This is a genomic window from Ancylobacter sp. TW_SC_1 (assembly GCF_056836805.1).
Genome location: NZ_CM166365.1, coordinates 1852878 through 1870238, shown reverse-complemented (window position 1 = coordinate 1870238; position 17361 = coordinate 1852878). Strand labels below are relative to the sequence as shown.

At 67.5% G+C, this 17361-nt stretch carries 22 protein-coding genes; 5 read left to right on the top strand and 17 right to left on the bottom strand.

The window, feature by feature from the left end; genetic code table 11:
• Positions 1-148: 148 nt before the first annotated feature.
• From AC1PZ7_RS08610 to AC1PZ7_RS08600, 3 genes are all read right to left on the bottom strand, one after another.
• Positions 149-1345 (bottom strand): alpha/beta hydrolase, encoded by a 1197-nt coding sequence (locus AC1PZ7_RS08610; protein WP_482359060.1) that lies wholly within the window; start codon positions 1343-1345, stop codon positions 149-151.
• A 299-nt stretch (positions 1346-1644) separates the two neighbouring features.
• The gene (gene rpmF / locus AC1PZ7_RS08605; RefSeq protein ID WP_018387408.1) at positions 1645-1830 is read right to left on the bottom strand and encodes a 50S ribosomal protein L32; all 186 of its coding nucleotides are present in this window, start codon (positions 1828-1830) and stop codon (positions 1645-1647) included.
• 179 nt (positions 1831-2009) lie between these two features.
• Entirely contained in the window at positions 2010-2678 is a 669-nt protein-coding gene (locus tag AC1PZ7_RS08600; RefSeq protein WP_482359059.1) for a transglycosylase domain-containing protein, read from the bottom strand.
• A 136-nt stretch (positions 2679-2814) separates the two neighbouring features.
• Here AC1PZ7_RS08600 and AC1PZ7_RS08595 point away from each other — a divergent pair, with 136 nt between their 5' ends.
• The gene (locus AC1PZ7_RS08595; RefSeq protein WP_482359058.1) at positions 2815-3738 is read left to right on the top strand and encodes a polyprenyl synthetase family protein; all 924 of its coding nucleotides are present in this window, start codon (positions 2815-2817) and stop codon (positions 3736-3738) included.
• A 96-nt stretch (positions 3739-3834) separates the two neighbouring features.
• Positions 3835-4107 carry a hypothetical protein gene (locus AC1PZ7_RS08590; RefSeq protein ID WP_482359057.1) on the top strand — a complete coding sequence of 91 codons (273 nt, stop codon included), beginning with the start codon at positions 3835-3837 and terminating at the stop codon, positions 4105-4107.
• Between the two features lie 116 nt (positions 4108-4223).
• Here AC1PZ7_RS08590 and leuB read toward each other — a convergent pair whose 3' ends face one another.
• From leuB to AC1PZ7_RS08540, 10 genes are all read right to left on the bottom strand, one after another.
• Positions 4224-5333 (bottom strand): 3-isopropylmalate dehydrogenase, encoded by a 1110-nt coding sequence (gene leuB / locus AC1PZ7_RS08585; protein ID WP_482359056.1) that lies wholly within the window; start codon positions 5331-5333, stop codon positions 4224-4226.
• Positions 5334-5667: 334 nt separating this feature from the next.
• Positions 5668-7239 (bottom strand): GMC family oxidoreductase, encoded by a 1572-nt coding sequence (locus tag AC1PZ7_RS08580; RefSeq protein WP_482359055.1) that lies wholly within the window; start codon positions 7237-7239, stop codon positions 5668-5670.
• A 15-nt stretch (positions 7240-7254) separates the two neighbouring features.
• The gene (locus AC1PZ7_RS08575; RefSeq protein WP_482359054.1) at positions 7255-7791 is read right to left on the bottom strand and encodes a Twin-arginine translocation pathway signal; all 537 of its coding nucleotides are present in this window, start codon (positions 7789-7791) and stop codon (positions 7255-7257) included.
• Between the two features lie 57 nt (positions 7792-7848).
• Positions 7849-8244 (bottom strand): VOC family protein, encoded by a 396-nt coding sequence (locus tag AC1PZ7_RS08570; protein WP_482359053.1) that lies wholly within the window; start codon positions 8242-8244, stop codon positions 7849-7851.
• Positions 8245-8399: 155 nt separating this feature from the next.
• Positions 8400-8741, bottom strand: a complete 342-nt coding sequence (locus tag AC1PZ7_RS08565) for a ribbon-helix-helix domain-containing protein (protein WP_482359052.1) — start codon at positions 8739-8741, stop codon at positions 8400-8402.
• Between the two features lie 93 nt (positions 8742-8834).
• The gene (locus AC1PZ7_RS08560) at positions 8835-9221 is read right to left on the bottom strand and encodes a RidA family protein (RefSeq protein ID WP_482359051.1); all 387 of its coding nucleotides are present in this window, start codon (positions 9219-9221) and stop codon (positions 8835-8837) included.
• A gap of 156 nt (positions 9222-9377) precedes the next feature.
• Complete coding sequence (gene leuD, locus AC1PZ7_RS08555; RefSeq protein WP_482359050.1) at positions 9378-9983, bottom strand: 3-isopropylmalate dehydratase small subunit; 606 nt, start codon at positions 9981-9983, stop codon at positions 9378-9380.
• A 115-nt stretch (positions 9984-10098) separates the two neighbouring features.
• Positions 10099-10659, bottom strand: a complete 561-nt coding sequence (locus AC1PZ7_RS08550) for a cytochrome b (RefSeq protein ID WP_482359049.1) — start codon at positions 10657-10659, stop codon at positions 10099-10101.
• Between the two features lie 64 nt (positions 10660-10723).
• Complete coding sequence (locus tag AC1PZ7_RS08545; protein ID WP_482359048.1) at positions 10724-11152, bottom strand: metallopeptidase family protein; 429 nt, start codon at positions 11150-11152, stop codon at positions 10724-10726.
• A 4-nt stretch (positions 11153-11156) separates the two neighbouring features.
• The gene (locus AC1PZ7_RS08540) at positions 11157-11291 is read right to left on the bottom strand and encodes a hypothetical protein (RefSeq protein ID WP_482359047.1); all 135 of its coding nucleotides are present in this window, start codon (positions 11289-11291) and stop codon (positions 11157-11159) included.
• Positions 11292-11449: 158 nt separating this feature from the next.
• Here AC1PZ7_RS08540 and AC1PZ7_RS08535 point away from each other — a divergent pair, with 158 nt between their 5' ends.
• Complete coding sequence (locus AC1PZ7_RS08535) at positions 11450-11884, top strand: hypothetical protein (RefSeq protein WP_482359046.1); 435 nt, start codon at positions 11450-11452, stop codon at positions 11882-11884.
• Between the two features lie 53 nt (positions 11885-11937).
• Here the strand turns inward: AC1PZ7_RS08535 and leuC are convergent, their stop codons facing one another.
• Positions 11938-13359 carry a 3-isopropylmalate dehydratase large subunit gene (gene leuC, locus AC1PZ7_RS08530; protein WP_482359045.1) on the bottom strand — a complete coding sequence of 474 codons (1422 nt, stop codon included), beginning with the start codon at positions 13357-13359 and terminating at the stop codon, positions 11938-11940.
• 513 nt (positions 13360-13872) lie between these two features.
• Here leuC and AC1PZ7_RS08525 point away from each other — a divergent pair.
• Positions 13873-14121, top strand: coding sequence for a hypothetical protein (locus AC1PZ7_RS08525; RefSeq protein ID WP_482359044.1), 249 nt, complete (start codon positions 13873-13875; stop codon positions 14119-14121).
• Positions 14122-14205: 84 nt separating this feature from the next.
• Here the strand turns inward: AC1PZ7_RS08525 and AC1PZ7_RS08520 are convergent, their stop codons facing one another.
• Positions 14206-15093: an AraC family transcriptional regulator gene (locus AC1PZ7_RS08520; RefSeq protein WP_482359043.1), complete on the bottom strand. Its 888-nt coding sequence runs from the start codon at positions 15091-15093 to the stop codon at positions 14206-14208.
• A gap of 157 nt (positions 15094-15250) precedes the next feature.
• On the opposite strand from AC1PZ7_RS08520, the gene AC1PZ7_RS08515 reads away from it, so the two are divergent.
• Complete coding sequence (locus AC1PZ7_RS08515) at positions 15251-16006, top strand: SDR family NAD(P)-dependent oxidoreductase (RefSeq protein WP_482359042.1); 756 nt, start codon at positions 15251-15253, stop codon at positions 16004-16006.
• A gap of 118 nt (positions 16007-16124) precedes the next feature.
• Here the strand turns inward: AC1PZ7_RS08515 and rplS are convergent, their stop codons facing one another.
• Both rplS and trmD read right to left on the bottom strand, forming a co-directional pair.
• A complete protein-coding gene (gene rplS, locus AC1PZ7_RS08510; RefSeq protein ID WP_482359041.1) occupies positions 16125-16538 on the bottom strand; it encodes a 50S ribosomal protein L19 in 414 nt (137 codons plus the stop codon).
• A 96-nt stretch (positions 16539-16634) separates the two neighbouring features.
• A complete protein-coding gene (gene trmD / locus AC1PZ7_RS08505) occupies positions 16635-17354 on the bottom strand; it encodes a tRNA (guanosine(37)-N1)-methyltransferase TrmD (RefSeq protein ID WP_482359040.1) in 720 nt (239 codons plus the stop codon).
• Positions 17355-17361: the final 7 nt, after the last annotated feature.

Here is a 17361-nt window from a genome sequence, read left to right as displayed (position 1 = left end):
GCAGTTTTCATTGAGGTGGCGTGAGAGCGGTGCATGATCGTGCAGATACAGGCAAAGCTCCCCAAGAATGGTTAAGGGCGGCAGGGAATTAACAGGCGATGGGCCCCCACCCCGTCGGGCAACGCGCGTCGCGCCGCACGACGGCCATTCACCGGCGCGCGACCGTGCTCGCGCTGACGATGGGTGCGTTCTCCTCGACCACGACGAGGCTCTCGCCGGTGCCCTCGGTCGCCAGCGCCTCGGCTCCGGTTTCCTTCGTCGCGGCGATCGCGCTCGACGTGCTGGCGGCCCTCATCTTGTCAATGCCGGAGAAATGGATGCCCGCCACTTCGATCGAGGTGGTGGCACCGACCCTCGACTGTGCCCGCATGATCATGCCGCGCAGCTCCGGCGCCATCTCGGCGAGCTGCGCGAATTTGCTGTGGTTGAGGCCGTCGGACGACTTCACCTCGGTCATGTCGATGACGACGGCACCGAGCTCGACCAGGTCGTTGTCGTTGGTGTAGGCGCCCAGCCGCGGCTTGTCGCCGGCGATGAAGTCGGAAAAGGCCAGCGCCTTGTCGTCGCGCGAGACGATGACGATGAACGGCTTGGCCGGCTTGCCGAAGCGTTTGAGCTGGGACTTGAAGACGTCGACGTCGATATCGGGCGCGGCGAGGACGATGTTGCCGATCTTGTTCGCCGGCAGCGGCTTGCCCGAGATCTGGATCTGGCGCAGCGCCTCGACCGTGACCCAGTTCCCCATCGAATGGGCGACGATGCTCACCTGGTCGGCGCCGCTGTCGAAGACCAGGCGGATGGTCTCCTCCAGCCGGTCGCGCGCGGCGGTGGCGCTGTTGTTGTCGTAGACATAGTCACCGACGCTGCCGCGCGAGGCCCAGGTGAACAGCACCGGGACTCCCGGCGCCTTCGAATCCTCGGCCATCTGGGTGAGGCGGTAGAGCGCCTCGGAGAACAGCGTGTTGTAGCCGTGAACGAAGATGACCGCCTGCCTCTTGCCGGCCGGCCACTTCGCCAGCTCGCCCTTGAGGTCGCGGGTGAATTCCTGCGGCGTGTCGCGATAGACGGCCTCGCGCACCACCATGTCGGTGGCCGGATTGGGCGGCGACTGCTTCGGCGATTCCACCATGCCCGGCTTGTGGTTGGGCGGAACGGTCATCTCGACCTTGGCGAAGCTCAGCGCCGGGGTCCGCTCGCCGCTATAGAACACGCCGGACTGCGGATCGCGGGCGCGCGAGGAGGCGACAAGGATGACGTGTTCCGTGGTGCCCGCTTCCGGCCCCTCGATCACGCTCAGCGCATCCGCGCCGGGGCGGGAGGCGCAACCGGCAAGGACGGGGGCCATAAAGGCCACCACAAAGAGCCCGGCGACGCCCCTGCGTACTCGACCGTCCGCGTCACGCAACACAATGGGCTCCCAGCTTCACGCGCATAAGATGTAGCATCATTCCCGCACACTGGTAAGCCGCCCGACAACCCGACGGGCTCCCAGACAGGCGATAACGTCTGGATGGTTACCAGCCGATGACACCCCATCGCACGATGGCGGGGCGGCGGCAGGCGGTGGATCGGACGCAAAAAAGCCGGCCCAGGGGCCGGCTTCAAGCAATGCGACAGGCAAGGCCCGCAGGAGGCCGGTGCCGATCAGGCCTCGGCCTTGACCTTGAGGACCTGACGGCCCTTGTACATGCCGGTCTTCAGATCGAGGTGGTGCGGACGGCGCAGTTCGCCGGAATCCTTGTCCTCGATATAGGTCGGCTTGGCGAGGGCGTCGGCCGAGCGGCGCATGCCGCGACGCGACGGGCTGGTTTTCTTCTTCGGAACTGCCATGGTCTTCTCCTGTACCGGCTTGGCTCACGCCCAGTCGGAAGGGCCGGCGCCGGATCGTGCGTAATTCGAGTGGCGGCTTATACAGACTCATGCGCGCGAGCGAAAGGGGCTCGCGCAATTCTGTCGCGTGTCTCCCGCACCGCCGGCCGAAAACGCCGCGCGACACCGCCCTGCTCCGCTCAGAGACAGGCTGTCAGCTCCGCCCCTTCGCGCGGCAGCCGCGCCTGGAGATTGCTGGCCAGCCGGTTGAGCCCGCGCCCGGGCTTGCCGGCGTCGCGCCTGTGCGGGTTCGGCAGCATCACCGCGAGCAGCGCCGCCTGGCGGGGTGTCAGGCTCCCTGCCCCGCGCCCGAAGGCCCGCCTTGCGCCCGCCTCGGCGCCGAACTCGCCATTCGGGCCCCATTCGGCGATGTTGAGATAGATCTCGAGCTGCCGCCGCTTGGACATCACCGCGTTGAGATAGAGCGCCAGCGGCAGTTCCAGCCCCTTGCGGATGAAGCTGCGCCCGTTCCACAGGAACAGGTTCTTCACCAGCTGCATGGTGAGCGTGGAGGCGCCGCGCGGCGCGCTCAAGCCGTCCGATTCGTCGATCACGCCCTGCAGCTCGACGAGGTCGACGCCGGAATGGGTGCAGAAGCGCGCATCCTCGGACGCCAGCACGGAGCGGATCAGATTGGGCGAGATGTCGTCGAGCGGCACCCAGATGCGTTCCACCGGCTGTCCACTCGCCCAGCGCGCCAGCATCAGCGTCGAGGAGGCCGGCACGAGATTATAGAGCAGGCCGAGCCCGAATGGCGCCAGCGCGACGATAAGGGCCGCCTTCCATACCCATCCCCACAACACGCCCATGTTCACTCCCCGACCGGGCTACACTAGCCGGCTGGATGGCGGCGGTCGACCGAGCCGCACCCCGCGTCGCTTGACCCGCCCTCGCGCCTCGGGCACGAAACGCTCTCCCTTCCCCAAGGTCCCTGCGCAAACCGCGATGTCCGCCGCCGACGCCCTCCCCCTTGCCGACGCCCTCGCCCGCACCGCCGATGCGGTCGCCGCCTATATCGACGATGCCATCGCGACGAGCGGCGCGCCGGGCGCCAGGCTCGCCGCGGCGATGCGCCATGCCACCCTGGCCGGCGGCAAGCGGCTGCGCCCCTTCCTCGTCGTGGAAACCGCCGCGCTGTTCGGCGTTCCGGCCGCCGCCGCCATGCCGGCCGCCGCCGCGCTCGAATGCATCCACTGCTATTCGCTGGTGCATGACGACCTGCCGGCGATGGACAATGACGATCTGCGCCGCGGCCAGCCGACCGTCCACCGCGCCTATGACGAGGCGACCGCCATCCTGGCCGGCGACGCGCTGCACACCCTCGCCTTCGAGATCCTCGCCCGGAACGAGGCCGGCCCGGATGCCGGCGTGCGCATCGCCCTAGTCGCCAGCCTCGCGCGCGGGGCCGGCGTCGCGGGCATGATCGGCGGCCAGATGCTCGATCTCGCCGCCGAGGGACGCTTCGGCAACGGCGTCCCGCTCGATTTGCCGGCCGAGGCGATCATCGAGCTTCAGGCGATGAAGACCGGCGCCCTGCTGCGGCAGGCCTGCGAGGCGGGCGCGCTGCTCGGGCGGGCGAGCCCGGCCGAACGCGAGCGGCTCGACCGCTACGCCCGCGCCGTCGGCCGCGCCTTCCAGATCGCCGACGACCTGCTCGACGTCGAGGGCGAGGCCGGCACGGTCGGCAAGGCGGTGGGCAAGGACGCCGCCGCTGGCAAGGCCACGCTGGTCGGCCGGCTCGGCGTGGACGGCGCGCGGATCGAACTGGCACGACTGGTACGAGAAGCGGAAGCCGCGCTCGCCGGCTTCGGCAGCGCTGCAACACTCCTGGTGGAAGCCGCGCATTTCGTCGCCGCACGGCGCAATTAGTACTTCCCTCATCTCGACGGAACGATAAGTTGCGCTCATTGTTATCGTGACGTAATCGTCCGCGTCGTGTGACGTGACCGTCGCTGGGAGGTTGAGATGCGTGTCGCCCTGTTCGCCCTTGCCGCGCTGGTTGCCGGCTCCGCCATGATCGCCACGGCGCCCGCCGAGGCACAGGAGAACCGCATCATCATCCGCAAGCTGCCGCCGCGCTCGTTCCTCGATCCCGGCCCGGTGGTGAAGCCCGGCACTTCGCGCGACCTGAATTACGTGCACATGGTTCACCCCTACTATCCGCAGTACGGCGACGATGGCGGCATCACCGGCATCCGCTGGCCGCTGCCGAGCCGCTTCGACCTGCCGCGGAACTGATTCGCGGCCCTTCCGCCCTGGCATGAAAAAGCCCGGCTCGCGCCGGGCTTTTTGATTCGTGGACCGTTGCCGCGCGGGAGCCGCCGGCCGGTGAAGGCCGGCGAAAGCAGTCCGCCTCAGGCCGCCCGCTCGAGCTCGCCGAGAATCGCATCGCCCATGCCGGACGTGCCGACGCGGGTCTTGCCCTCGGAATAGATGTCCGCCGTGCGGAAGCCGCCCGCCAGCACCCCGGCGATCGCCGCCTCGACGCGGTCGGCCGCCTCGATGAGGCCGAAGGAATAGCGCAGCGCCATGGCGAGCGAGCCGATCATGGCGATGGGATTGGCCAGGCCCTTGCCGGCGATGTCCGGAGCGGCGCCATGCACCGGTTCATAGAGCGCGCGGCGGCGGCCGGAAATCTCCTCCACCGCGCCGAGCGAGGCGGAGGGCAGCATGCCGAGCGAGCCGGTCAGCATCGCAGCGACGTCGGAGAGGATGTCGCCGAACAGGTTGTCGGTCACGATGACGTCGAACTGCTTGGGCGCCCGCACGAGCTGCATGCCGCAGGAATCGGCAAGCTGGTGCTCCAGCGTCACGTCGTTGTAGTCCGAACCGTGCACCTCGCTCACCACCTGCTTCCACAGCACGCCGGTCTTCATCACGTTGTGCTTCTCGGTCGAGACCACCTTGTTGCGGCGGGTGCGGGCGAGCTCGAAGGCGACGCGGGCGATGCGCTCGATCTCGTAGGATTCGTAGACCTGGGTGTCGACGGCGCGCTTCTGGCCGTCGCTGAGGTCGGTGATGGTCTTGGGCTGGCCGAAATAGACGCCGCCGGTCAGCTCGCGCACGATGAGCACGTCGAGGCCTTCGACCAGATCGCGCTTCAGGCTGGAAGCGTCGGCGAGCGCCGGATAGCACACGGCCGGGCGCAGATTGGCGAAAAGCTGCAGGTCCTTGCGCAGGCGCAGCAGGCCCGCCTCCGGGCGCGCCTCATAGGCGACGTTGTCCCATTTCGGGCCGCCGACGGCGCCGAGCAGGATCGCGTCCGCGGCGAAGGCCTTGGCCATCGCCTCCTCGGAGATCGGCTGGCCGCAGGAATCATAGGCCGCACCGCCGACGAGGTCTTCCTCGATGGCGAAGGAGGCAAGGCCGCGCTGGTCGAGCCAGCCGATGACCCGCTTCACCTCGGCCATCACCTCGGAGCCGATGCCGTCGCCGGGAAGAAGAAGGAGCTTGTGGGTGGCCATCGGGGTCCCTCGCCTGCGCCTGTTAGGTAAGCATCTTTGCCGAACGTCCGGATCGGCGAGCGAGTGCTAATGGCAGACGCCGACGCTGGCAAGCATCGCGCGCGCGGGTGCCGATAAAAGAACCGCCGGCATGGGGAATGCCGGCGGTGGGGAGGAGATACGGGCGCAACGACAGGGGAGAGCCCTGTTCCCGTTGGCGAGAGGTGACGGAGGGAAGCTCCGCCGTCATCCCGGCCGCAGCGAAGCGGAGAGCCGGGATCGCTCTCCGCTTTCCAGCGATCCCGGCTCTCCGCTTCGCTGCGGCCGGGATGACGACTGGATGCGACCGGCCTCCTCAGATCGTGCCGCGCGACATCTCGCCGGCGATGAACTCGGCCTGGCGGATGGCCAGCGCCACGATGGTCAGCGTCGGATTCTCGGCGCCGCCGGTGGTGAACTGGCTGCCGTCGGAGACGAACAGGTTCGCGATGTCGTGGGTCTGCCCGTGCTTGTTCACCACGCCGTCGCGCGGCTTCTCGCTCATCCGGTTGGTGCCCAGATTATGCGTCGAGGGATAGGGCGGCGTCGGCAGGGTGCGGGTCGCGCCGACCGAGTCGTAGATCGCCGCGCCCTGCGCATAGGCGTGGTTGCGCATGGCGACGTCGTTGGGGTGATCGTCGAAATGCACGTTCGCCACCGGCATGCCGTTCTTGTCCTTCACCTCGGCATTGAGGGTGACGCGGTTGGTCTCCTGCGGCATGTCCTCGCCGACGATCCACAGCCCGGCCATGTTGGCATAGCCGTCCATGGCGGAAGCGAAGGAACGGCCCCAGCCGCCGGGATCGAGGAAGGCGGCCATGAACGGCACGCCGATGGAGAGCGTCTCCATCTCGTAGCCGCCGACGAAGCCGCGCTTGGTGTCGAGCCCCGCCTCGTCGCGCACGATGCCGGCCATGGTGGTGCCGCGATACATGTGCACCGGCTTCTCGAAGATGCCGTACACCGATCCCGTCATGTGGCGCATGTAGTTGCGCCCGACCTGGCCGGAGGAGTTGGCGAGCCCGTCCGGGAACATGTTGCTCGCCGAGTTGAGCAGCAGGCGCGGGCTCTCGATCGAGTTGCCGGCCACCGCCACGATCCGCGCCTTCTGGCGCTGCGTCTTGCCGTCCTTGTCGACATAGACGACGCCGGTCGCCTTGCCGGAGGCATCGTGCTCGATCTTGAGCACCATGGACTGGGGACGCACTTCCAGGTTTCCGGTGGCCTCGCCGCGCGGAATCTCGGCGATCAGCGTCGACCATTTGGCGCCCGACTTGCAGCCCTGGAAGCAGAAGCCGATCTGCTGGCAGGCGCCGCGATCGTTGCGCGGTTCGCTGTTGATCGCCATGCGGCCGGTCGAGACTTCCTTGTAGCCGACCTTCTTGGCGCCGGCCTCGAACACCTTGAAGTTGTTGTTGCCGGGCAGGCCGGGAATGCCGTTGGTGCGGGTCACGCCCATCCGGTCCTCGGCCTTGGCGTAATAGGGCTCGAGTTCCTTCAGCGTGATCGGCCAGTCGAGCAGGTTGGCGCCGTCGAGATCGCCATAGGTCTCGCGGGTCTTGAACTCGTGCTCCTGAAGGCGCAGCGAGGCGCCGGCCCAGTGCACGGAGGAGCCGCCGACCGACTTGACGATCCAGGCCGGCAGGTTGGGGAAGTTCTTGTGCACGCGCCAGGAGCCAGAGGTCGTGCGCATGTCCGTCCAGGCTAGCTGGGCGAAGCTCTCCCACTCGTTGTTGACGAAGTCTTCCATGTTGTGGCGCGCGCCGGCTTCCAGCATCACCACCTTGATGCCCTTGAGCGCGAGGTCGGTGCCCAGCGTGCCGCCGCCGGCACCGGAACCAATGATGACGACGACGGAGTCGTCATTGAGATCGAAGGGTGCAGCCATGATCGCGTCCTCCCCTCAGAGCCAGGCGATGTCGTTGAAGCCGCGGTCGATGTAACCGCCCTTTTCGGCCGAGGAGCCCTCATAGCCGAAGACCGGCCACACCTCCTCCTGGTTGTAGAGGCCGACCACGAGGCCCCCGCGCACCTTCTGGAAGAAGGCGCTGTCCTCGATCTCGCGCAGCAGCACCACGCGCTGGTCCTCCCAGCCGACATCGGCGTAGGGCACGCCGTAATTGGCCTTGGCGAGCGTATCGAGGGTGATGACCCCGTCCTCCACCAGCGTCTTGAGCGCCGGATCCTTGGCCGCGTCGGCCTCGTAGGGCTTCATCGCGATGGCGTAGAAGCGGTCGGCGATGCGGTCGTGCGGATAGACGTCGCGCGCCATGACGATCAGCGTGCGCATGGTCTCGGGCTTGAGGGCGGTGACCTCCAGCCCCCACGCCTCGCGCGGATTGAGCACGGCGGCGCCGCTCACCATGAGCGCGCCGGCCGCTCCGATGCCGGCGAGCAGGGCGCGGCGTGACGGACCGCGCCTGTCGATCAGTGTTGCCATTGTTACCTCCCAGGTATTTTTATGTATTATTTACGTCTTTCGCGCCGTTTCGACGCGTTATTTGTAGCGACCGTGCTTCTGCAGAACTTCGATCTTGTAGCCGTCGGGATCGGTGACGAAGAAAAACTTCGCGAGCAGCATGCCCTCGTGGAAGAATTCCTTGATCGGATTGGGGGCGAGGCCGGCATCGGTGAAGCGCGCATGCTCGGCGTCGAGGTCGTCCACCACGAAGGCGATATGGCCATAGCCGTCGCCGAGCACATAAGGCTCGGTCCGGTCGTGATTGATGGTGAGCTCGACTTCGAAATCGGCTTCCGCGTTGCGCAGATAGACCAGCGTGAAACCGTCGAAGGGCAGCCGCTGAGCTACGTCCAACCCGAAGGCACGCGAATAGAAGTCAACCGAGCGCGCCTCGTCCAGCACGCGAATCATCGAATGAATGGCCTTCGCCACCTGCTCCTCCGGCCTTGAACCTCGTCGCGGCGGGAATGCCGCCGATAAGGACGATGCTAGGCCGCCCGGCGGGCGGGAGGTGGTAGACCGCTAACACATCACCACGATGTGCTTTTCGGGGCGGCTGACGGGCGCGAACGCCCGTCCGGCCACGGTCATTCGGCAGCTTGAAGATGCAGCCGCGTGCTCTCGCACAGATAGCGCTCGCGCGCGATCGCCGGAGCGGTTTCCGCCGGGCGGACCTCGGCCAGGAAGATCAGGCAGGAGCAGCGCAGCAGCGAGGCGAAGTTGCGCACCTCGCCATGCAGGTCGAGCACCTCGTCATGCAGCTTGGTGACGAACTTGCCGAGACTCATGCCCTGATGGGCGGCAACCTCTTCAAGCACGGTCCAGAAGGCGGCCTCCAACCGGATCGAGGTCGAATGGCCGCCGATCCGCACCGAGCGCGTCTGGCTCTCATAGGTCGAGGGCACTTGGCCCGCGAAGATGTGGCACATGGGGGGCGTCTCCCGGAATGTTCTCGTTATTTTTAACGATTCCATCCCGGGAATGCCGCGCTGTAAAGTCGAAAATTGGTCGGGGCCGTGCAACTAGCCTCGACGGCGGGCCGTCACCTCGATCTCGATCTTCATCTCGGGCTGCAGCAGCCCGGCGACGATGAGCGTGGCGGCGGGCCGCGCCGTGGCGAAGTACTGACCGAAGATCGGGAAGACCGTCTCGGCAAAATCGGCACGGGCCACGATATAGCGCACGCGCACCACGTCATCGAGCGAGGCACCCGCCTGCGCCAGCGCCGCGGCGATGTTGCGGAAGCAGCCATGGGTCTGCTCGACGAGCCCTTCCGGCAGTTCCATGGTCGCGTAGTCGTAACCGGTGGTGCCGGAGACGAAGATGTCGTTCCCGTCGACCACCGCCCGCGAATAGCCGGCCACCGCCTCGAAGGCGGAGCCGGAAGAGATGAGACGGCGCTCGGTCATGCTTGGCCTTTTCACGTGTCATCCCGGCGGCGGGCGGCGCCGGAGAGCCGGGAGCGCTTCCCGATCTGACCCGATCCCGGATCAGCCCGCGGCCGTCCGGGGCGACACCGAGGGGTGACCCGCCTCGCGCCCGAGGCCGGTCCCACCCGACGCGTCTCACGACCAGGGGCGGTCCTCGGCGAGCTTGGCTTCGAACGACTTGATCTTGTCCGCCTTCACCTGGGTGAGGCCGATGTCGTCAAGCCCGTTCAGCAGGCAGTGCTTGCGGAACGGGTCGATCTCGAAGGTGATCGAGCCGCCGTCCGGGCCGGTGATGGTCTGGCTCTCCAGATCGATGGAGATCTTGGCGTTGGCGCCGCGCTCGGCATCGTCGAACAGCGCGGCGAGCTGCTCGGGCGTGACCTTGATCGGCAGGATGCCGTTCTTGAAGCAGTTGTTGTAGAAGATATCGGCGAAGGACGTGGAGATCACGCAGCGTATGCCGAAGTCGAGCAGCGCCCAGGGCGCGTGCTCGCGCGAGGAGCCGCAGCCGAAATTGTCGCCGGCGACGAGGATCGGCGCGCCCTTGTAGGCCGGCTTGTTGAGCACGAAGTCGGGGTTGTCCGACCCGTCCTCGTTGTAACGCAGATCCGCGAAGAGGCCGGTGCCGAGCCCGGTGCGCTTGATCGTCTTCAGATACTGCTTCGGGATGATCATGTCGGTGTCGACATTGACCAGGTGCAGCGGCGCCGCGACGCCGGTCAGCGTGGTGAACTTCTGCACGACCTTCTCCTCACGTTCCGGACGCCGCGCGGCACGCCGCCGGCTCCAGCAATCCCGCCCTCCATATCAAGGCGCCGGGCGAAAGCCCAGCGCCGGCCGGCAAGGTGCGGCGGACTCAGCGTTCCGGCAGCATGCGGCGCAGCACGTCGTCCCGGAGGACGAAATGATGCGCCAGCGCCGCCAGGGCGTGGAGCAGCGCCAGGATGACCAGCGCGTTCGCCAGCACCTCGTGCAGCTCGCTCACCTGCCGGGCGGCCTCCCGATCGACCGCCACCGGCGAGGCGATCGTGAACAGGCCGAAGAACGTCACCTCATTGCCGCGCAGGAAGGCGAGATAGATGCCGACCAGAGGCGTCGCGACCAGCAGCAGGTAGAGCAGCACATGCGCCGCGGCCGCGGCCAGATGGACCGGCCGCGACAGGGCCGCCGATGGCGGCGGCACCGGCCCGATGGCGCGAAACGCGAAGCGCAGCGCGACAAGGCCGAGGACCGCGAGCCCCACCGAGATATGCGTCCACCAGACGAGGGCGCGCTCAGGGGTGCCGCGATCGAAGAAATCCTCCAGATAGGTCACTCCGTAGACGACGATGATGGCGATCACCGTCAGCCAGTGGAGCGCCCGGAGCGGCACGCTGTAATGATCGACCGCGGTCGGGTGGAGCGGTGCTTTTGCCATGGTCAAAGCCTCTCTGATTTAGAGGAACTCTAATGACTGGCGGCCTCTCCTCCAATGCGGTCGGCTACGTATCGGCCTCCTCCTCGATGCGCTCCATGTCCTCGTCCGACAGGCCGAAATGGTGGCCGATCTCATGCACCAGCACATGGGTGACGACGTCGCCCAGCGTCTCCTCGTGCTCCGCCCAGTAATCGAGGATCGGACGGCGATAGAGGAAGATCATGTTCGGCAGCACGCCGGCGGCGAGTTCGTAGCCCTGCGCCAGCCCGATGCCCTGGAACAGGCCGAGCAGATCGAACGGGCTCTCCGCTTCCAGTTCCTCCTGAACCTCGTCGGTGGGGAAGTCTTCCACCTGGATGACGAGGTTGCCGCACATGACGCGGAACGCCTCGGGCAGGCGCGCATAGGCGTCACCCGCCATGACCTCCATTTCGGCCAGCGTCGGGGCGCTGCGCTTCAGCCACACCGCCGGACTGTCGGGATCACCGCTCATCGCCTCACCTGAGATAGGTCGTGAACAGATAATAGGCGAGCCCGAGGCCCACCACGACGGCCAGCCCGCGCCCGATGCGCCGGCCCCACACCTCGATGGGATCGTCGTCCGGCGGAAACTCGTGCGGCTCCCGGCTCACGCCCGCACCTCCCCTCGCCGGGCCCCGGAAGCGACCGGCCCGACATTGCCAATTCGCACCCTCATGCACGGGTCCCGCAGGGTCAGGAGGCGGGACAAGGCGCCGGCACCTCCCCACATCCGGGATGGGCGACGTCCCTCGCATAGAGGACGACGATGATGATATCCCACACTTCGCGTGCGGCCGGCGCGCTCAAGGCCGGCCTTCTCGCACTCTCGCTGCTTGTCGCCGGGGCCGGCGCCGCCTCCGCTCATGGCGGATTTGGCGGCGGCGGTTTCGGCGGCCATATGGGCGGCGGGTTCGGAGGCGGCTTCCATGGAGGAGGCTATGGCGGCGGCTTTCATGGCGGCGGCATCCCCTTCCCCCATGGTGGCGGCTTTCATGGTGGCGGCTTCTTCCACGGCGTGCCGTTCCACAACGTCTACCATCACGACCACTATGGCTATGGCTTCTACGGTCTCCCGTTCGACGACGGCTACGACCTCGATCCCTACCTGAGCTCTCCGGACTACGGGACCGATTGCGGAAGCCATATCGTGCGCGTGGGACCGCCGCTCCACCGCCGCTATGTGCGCGAATATAGCTGCATCTGATGAAGGCGAAGGGCGGTCCGCGCTCGCTGTCGAGCCGGACCGCCGGTCGCGCCTCACGCCTCGTAGGGCCAGCGACGCACGTCGACGAAGCGCCCGGCGATCGCCGCCGCGGCGGCCATGGCGGGCGAGACGAGATGCGTGCGGCCCTTGTGGCCCTGCCTTCCCTCGAAGTTGCGGTTCGAGGTGGAGGCGCAGCGCTCCTCCGGGCCGAGCTTGTCGGCATTCATCGCCAGGCACATGGAACAGCCCGGCTCGCGCCAGTCGAAGCCGGCCGCCCGGAAGATGGCGTCCAGCCCCTCGGCCTCGGCCTGCAGCTTCACCAGCCCCGAGCCCGGCACGATCATGCCGGCCACGCCTTCGCGCACCTTGTGACCCGCGACGATCTTCGCCGCCGCGCGCAGATCCTCGATGCGGGCATTGGTGCAGGAGCCGATGAACACCTTGTCGATGGCGATGTCGGTGATCTTCGTACCGGCGACCAGGCCCATATAGGCGAGCGCGCGCTTCTTGGCCTCGCGCCGGCCCTCATCCTCGATGAGATCCGGGTCCGGCACCGTGCCCTCCACCGAGATCACGTCCTCCGGGCTCGTGCCCCAGGAGACGATCGGCGGCAGCGAGGCGCCGTCGAGGCGGATTTCCTTGTCGAAGAACGCGCCCTCGTCGGTGCGCAGCGTGTCCCAGTAGCGCAGCGCCGCGTCCCACGCCGCGCCCTTGGGGGCGCGCGGGCGATCCTTCACATAGGCGAAGGTGGTTTCGTCCGGCGCCACCATGCCGGCGCGCGCCCCGCCCTCGATGGACATGTTGCAGACCGTCATGCGGCCTTCCATCGTCAGGTTGCGGAACACCTCGCCGGCATATTCGATGACATAGCCGGTGCCGCCGGCGGTGCCGGTGGCGCCGATGATGGCGAGCGTCACGTCCTTGGCGGTCACGCCGTCGGGCAGCCTGCCGTCGACGGACACGCGCATGTTCTTGCTCTTCTTCTGGATCAGCGTCTGGGTGGCGAGCACATGCTCGACCTCCGAGGTGCCGATGCCATGGGCGAGCGCGCCGAAGGCGCCATGCGTCGAGGTGTGGCTGTCGCCGCACACGATGGTCGTGCCCGGCAGGGTGAAGCCCTGCTCCGGGCCGATGACGTGGACGATGCCCTGGCGCTTGTCGAGCTCGTTGAAATATTCGACGCCGAAGTCGCGGGCGTTCTCGGCCAGCGTCTCCACCTGCAGGCGGCTCTCGGGATCGTCGATGCCGAAGCGGCGGTCGGAGGTCGGCACGTTGTGGTCGACGACGGCGAGCGTCTTGTTCGGCGCGTGCACCTTGCGGCCGGCCACGCGCAGACCCTCGAAGGCCTGCGGGCTGGTCACCTCATGCACCAGATGGCGGTCGATATAGAGGAGGCAGGTGCCATCTTCCTGCCGGTCGATGACATGGTCGTCGAAGATCTTGTCGTACAGGGTACGGGGAGCGGACGTGCTCATTTCGGCGTCTCACTGATCAGGAACAAGGGGCGGGGCTCGCATGCGCGCGCCGGGAGCGCAAAGCCTGAGGCTCTCGCTCCGGGCGGCGCTCAGCTAAGCCCGGCGACCGCGCAGGCGGTGAAACGCCCGAAAAAGCGCGCCGGCAGGCGAACATGGTCCGGAACGGCGGCGAAGCCGATCGTCGTCGGCAGGCGGCGGCGGGCTTCCGGACGCGCGACATCGGGCGCAGCCGAAGCCTCAGCGCCGCAACGAGCCGTCATCATGGTGCCTGCCCTCATCATGGAACCCTTCTAGCAAGTCTCGGCGCCGCAAACAATTGGCGGACGCAGATCCCGCGCCCGGTGCATTCACACGAGCGCGTGAAGCGCAACTCCCCGGAATTTCGCTTGAAATAATGTATTACAAAGTAATCTCAAGAGGCTGCAACCTGAATCTCTCAGCTTTTTGCAGCATCGTCGAAATATGGCGTAACGTAACACACCAGATTAAGCCGCCCGGCAGATGGAGTGAACGATGCGTCTGGCCGACATCGCCCTGATCATCGCGACGTGCGGAGCGCTGGTCGTCGCCGTCGAGGCGCGCAACCACGTCGACGTGGTGCAGGAACCGGAAGCCGCGCCGGTCAAACACGCCCAGCTCATCACCTGCCCGCTACGCAAGCCGGACTTCGCCACCATCATGCAGGCCGCCATGCTCGGCGACGGGACTCTCCTCGTCGAGCAGCAGACCAATACCCGCGTCCTGCACATCAAGGATTGCTGAGGGCCGGCCGCTCCGGCGCCCGCGGACATCCTCTTCCGGACCGACACCGCGCGGGACGCGGGTCGTCGGGGACGCCAACGCTCGTCACGCCGCCCGCACGCTCTCCCGCGCCACCTTCATGTCCCGGGCCGGCGGCAGGCCGAACTGCCGGCCATATTCGCGGGTGAACTGCGGCACGCTCTCATAGCCCACGGCAAAGGCTGCGGAACTGGCCGACAGACCCTCCCCGGCCATGAGCCGGCGCGCCTCGATCAGCCGCAGCTGCTTCTGGAACTGCAGCGGCGACAGCGAGGTCGCGGCGCGGAAATGCTGATGGAATGCGGAAAGGCTCATCCCGGCCTCCGCCGCCAGACGCTCGACCGGCACAGGGCGCGCGAACTCGGCGCGCAGCACGGCGACGGCCCGCGCCACCCGCCGCGCATGGCCGTCCGGCCAGCCGAGCCGGCGGATCGCCGCTCCGTGCCGTCCCGCCAACAGCCAGTAATGCACCTCGCGGATCAACTGCGCCTGCAGCACCGGCACCGCAGCCGGACGATCGAGCAGGCGCATGAGTCGCTGTGCCGCATCGGCCACTTCGGCGTCGGTCGGATCGACCCGCACCGGCCCCGAAGTGCCGGCCGGCGGCGCCTTCATCTGCGCCGCCAGTTCGGCGATCACGCCCGGATCGAGTTCCAGTACCAGTGACAGATAGGGCGCCGCGTGGCTCGCCTGAATGATCTGGCTCACCGTCGGCACGTCGGCGGTGATCAGCAGGGAATCGCCGGCACCGAAGGCGAAGTCCTGCGTACCCATGGTGACATGCTTGCGGCCCTGCACCACCAGGCAGACGAGCGGCCGCGAAATGGCGTGGAGCAGGCCGCTCGGCGCGGTGGCGCGAACGGTCATCAGGCCCGGAATGGGCGTCAGCGCCAAGCCGTTCTCATCGGCATGGCGCTGACCGTGGCGGGCGACGGTGTCGAGCAGGCTTGTCATGGCCCAACACTAACCCATGCCGACGCACCCCGCATCGGCTTTGGAGAAACAGGCAAGAAACGACGACCATCACGCAACAGGGCGAAGCCTTCCCGATCGACAAGGAGAGGGTCGAATTCACGCCACCGGCCGCACGGTGGGTCACAGGAGACGGACCATGACCACGATCACCCTCGTTACCGGCGCCAGCCGCGGGCTCGGCCGCAACGCCGCGCTCAGCATTGCCCGCCATGGCGGCGATGTCGTTCTCACCTATCAGAGCCGCGCCCAGGAGGCGCAAGCCGTCGTCGCGGAAATCGCGGCGCTCGGCCACAAGGCGGTCGCGCTGCCACTCGATGTCGGCGACGTCGCCAGCTTCGCGGCCTTCGCCGAGCACCTGCGGGCGGCGCTCGCCGGGACCTGGCAGCGCGAGCACTTCGACCATCTCGTCAACAATGCCGGCCATGGCGACATGGCGCTGATCGCGGAGACGACCGAGGCTCAGTTCGACCGGCTGGTGGACGTCCATTTCAAGGGCGTGCTCTTCCTGACGCAGGCGCTGCTGCCGCTGATCGTTGATGGCGGGCGCATCGTGAACCTGTCTTCGGGTCTGACGCGCATTTCCTATCCCGGCTTTGCCGCCTATGCGGCGGTGAAGGGCGCCATCGAGGTGCTGAGCATCTACATGGCGAAGGAACTGGGCAGCCGCGGCATCGCGGTGAACACGGTGGCGCCCGGCGCGATCGAGACCGACTTCCTCGGCGGCGCGGTACGCGACCTGCCCGACCTCAACAAGACCTTCGCCGGGATGATCGCGCTCGGCCGCGTCGGCGTGCCCGACGATATCGGCTCGATGATCGCCAGCCTGCTCTCGCCGGACAATCGCTGGATCAACGCCCAGCGGATCGAGGTCTCTGGCGGGCAGACAATCTGACGGCGGCGCCCCGCGCCCGATCGCGGCCCCGGCCGCAGCCGTTGCGAATGGCGAGATGCCAACAAAAAGGCCGGGGCATGCCCCGGCCTTTTCATTCAGATGCGTCGAGACGCATGGATCACTCGGCGGCGACGACCGGGGCGGCGCCCTTCTTGCCCTTGCCGGCGTTCTTGTCCTGGCGCTCGGCGATACGGGCCGACTTGCCGCGACGGTCGCGCAGGTAATAGAGCTTGGCGCGGCGCACCTTGCCGCGGCGGACAACCTTGAGGCTGTCGATGTTCGGCGAGTAGAGCGGGAACACGCGCTCGACGCCCTCGCCATAGGAAATCTTGCGGACGGTGAAGCTCTCGTTGATGCCGCCGCCATTGCGGGCGATCACCACGCCTTCATAGGCCTGAACGCGGGAGCGCTCGCCTTCCTTCACCTTCACATTCACGATCACGGTATCGCCCGGCTGGAAATCGGGGATCGCCCGGATCTCGGAAAGCCTGGCAGCCTGCTCGATGTCGAGCTCGCGGATAATATCGACCATTTTATCACCTCAGGCGAAATCGGCTTTTGCCGTTCGCATCTTGCTGTTGTCAGTTCATAGTGACGGCGCGCCCTATACGCGAAGTCGGGGCCTTTGTCATTCCCCCTTCGCCGCAGAACCGCCATGCGCCGCGACATAGGCCGCCCAGAGGTCCGGGCGTCGCACCTTCGTGACCTTCTCCGCCTGCTCGCGCCGCCAGCGCGCGACCTTGCCATGGTCGCCGCCGGTGAGGACGGCCGGAATCTCCGCGCCTTCGAAACTCTGCGGCCGGGTGTATTGCGGATATTCCAGCAGGCCGGCGGAGAAGCTCTCCTCGGTGCCGGAATCGGGATGGCCCATCACCCCCGGCAGCAGCCGCACGCAGGCGTCGAGCAGCACCAGCGCGCCGATCTCGCCACCGGAGAGCACGACGTCGCCGACGCAGACCTCCTCCAGCCCGCGCGCCGCGACCAGCCGGTCGTCGACGCCCTCGAAGCGGCCACAGACGATGACGACCCCCTCACCCGCCGCCAGTTCGCGCACGCGCTTCTGCGTCAGCGGCGCGCCGCGCGGCGTCATCAGCAGGCGCGGGCGGGTGTCGCCCTCGGGCGCGGCGGCATCGACCGCGCGGGCGAGCACGTCGACCCGCATCACCATGCCGGGCCCGCCGCCGGCCGGCGTGTCGTCGACCGAACGGTGGCGATCCGTGGCGTGGTCGCGCGGATCGACCGGCTCCACGCCCCACGCGCCCTGTGCCAGAGCGCGCCCGGCCAGCGACAGGCCGAGCGGACCGGGAAACATCTCGGGGAAAATGGTGACGATGGAGGCGCGCCACATGAGCCGC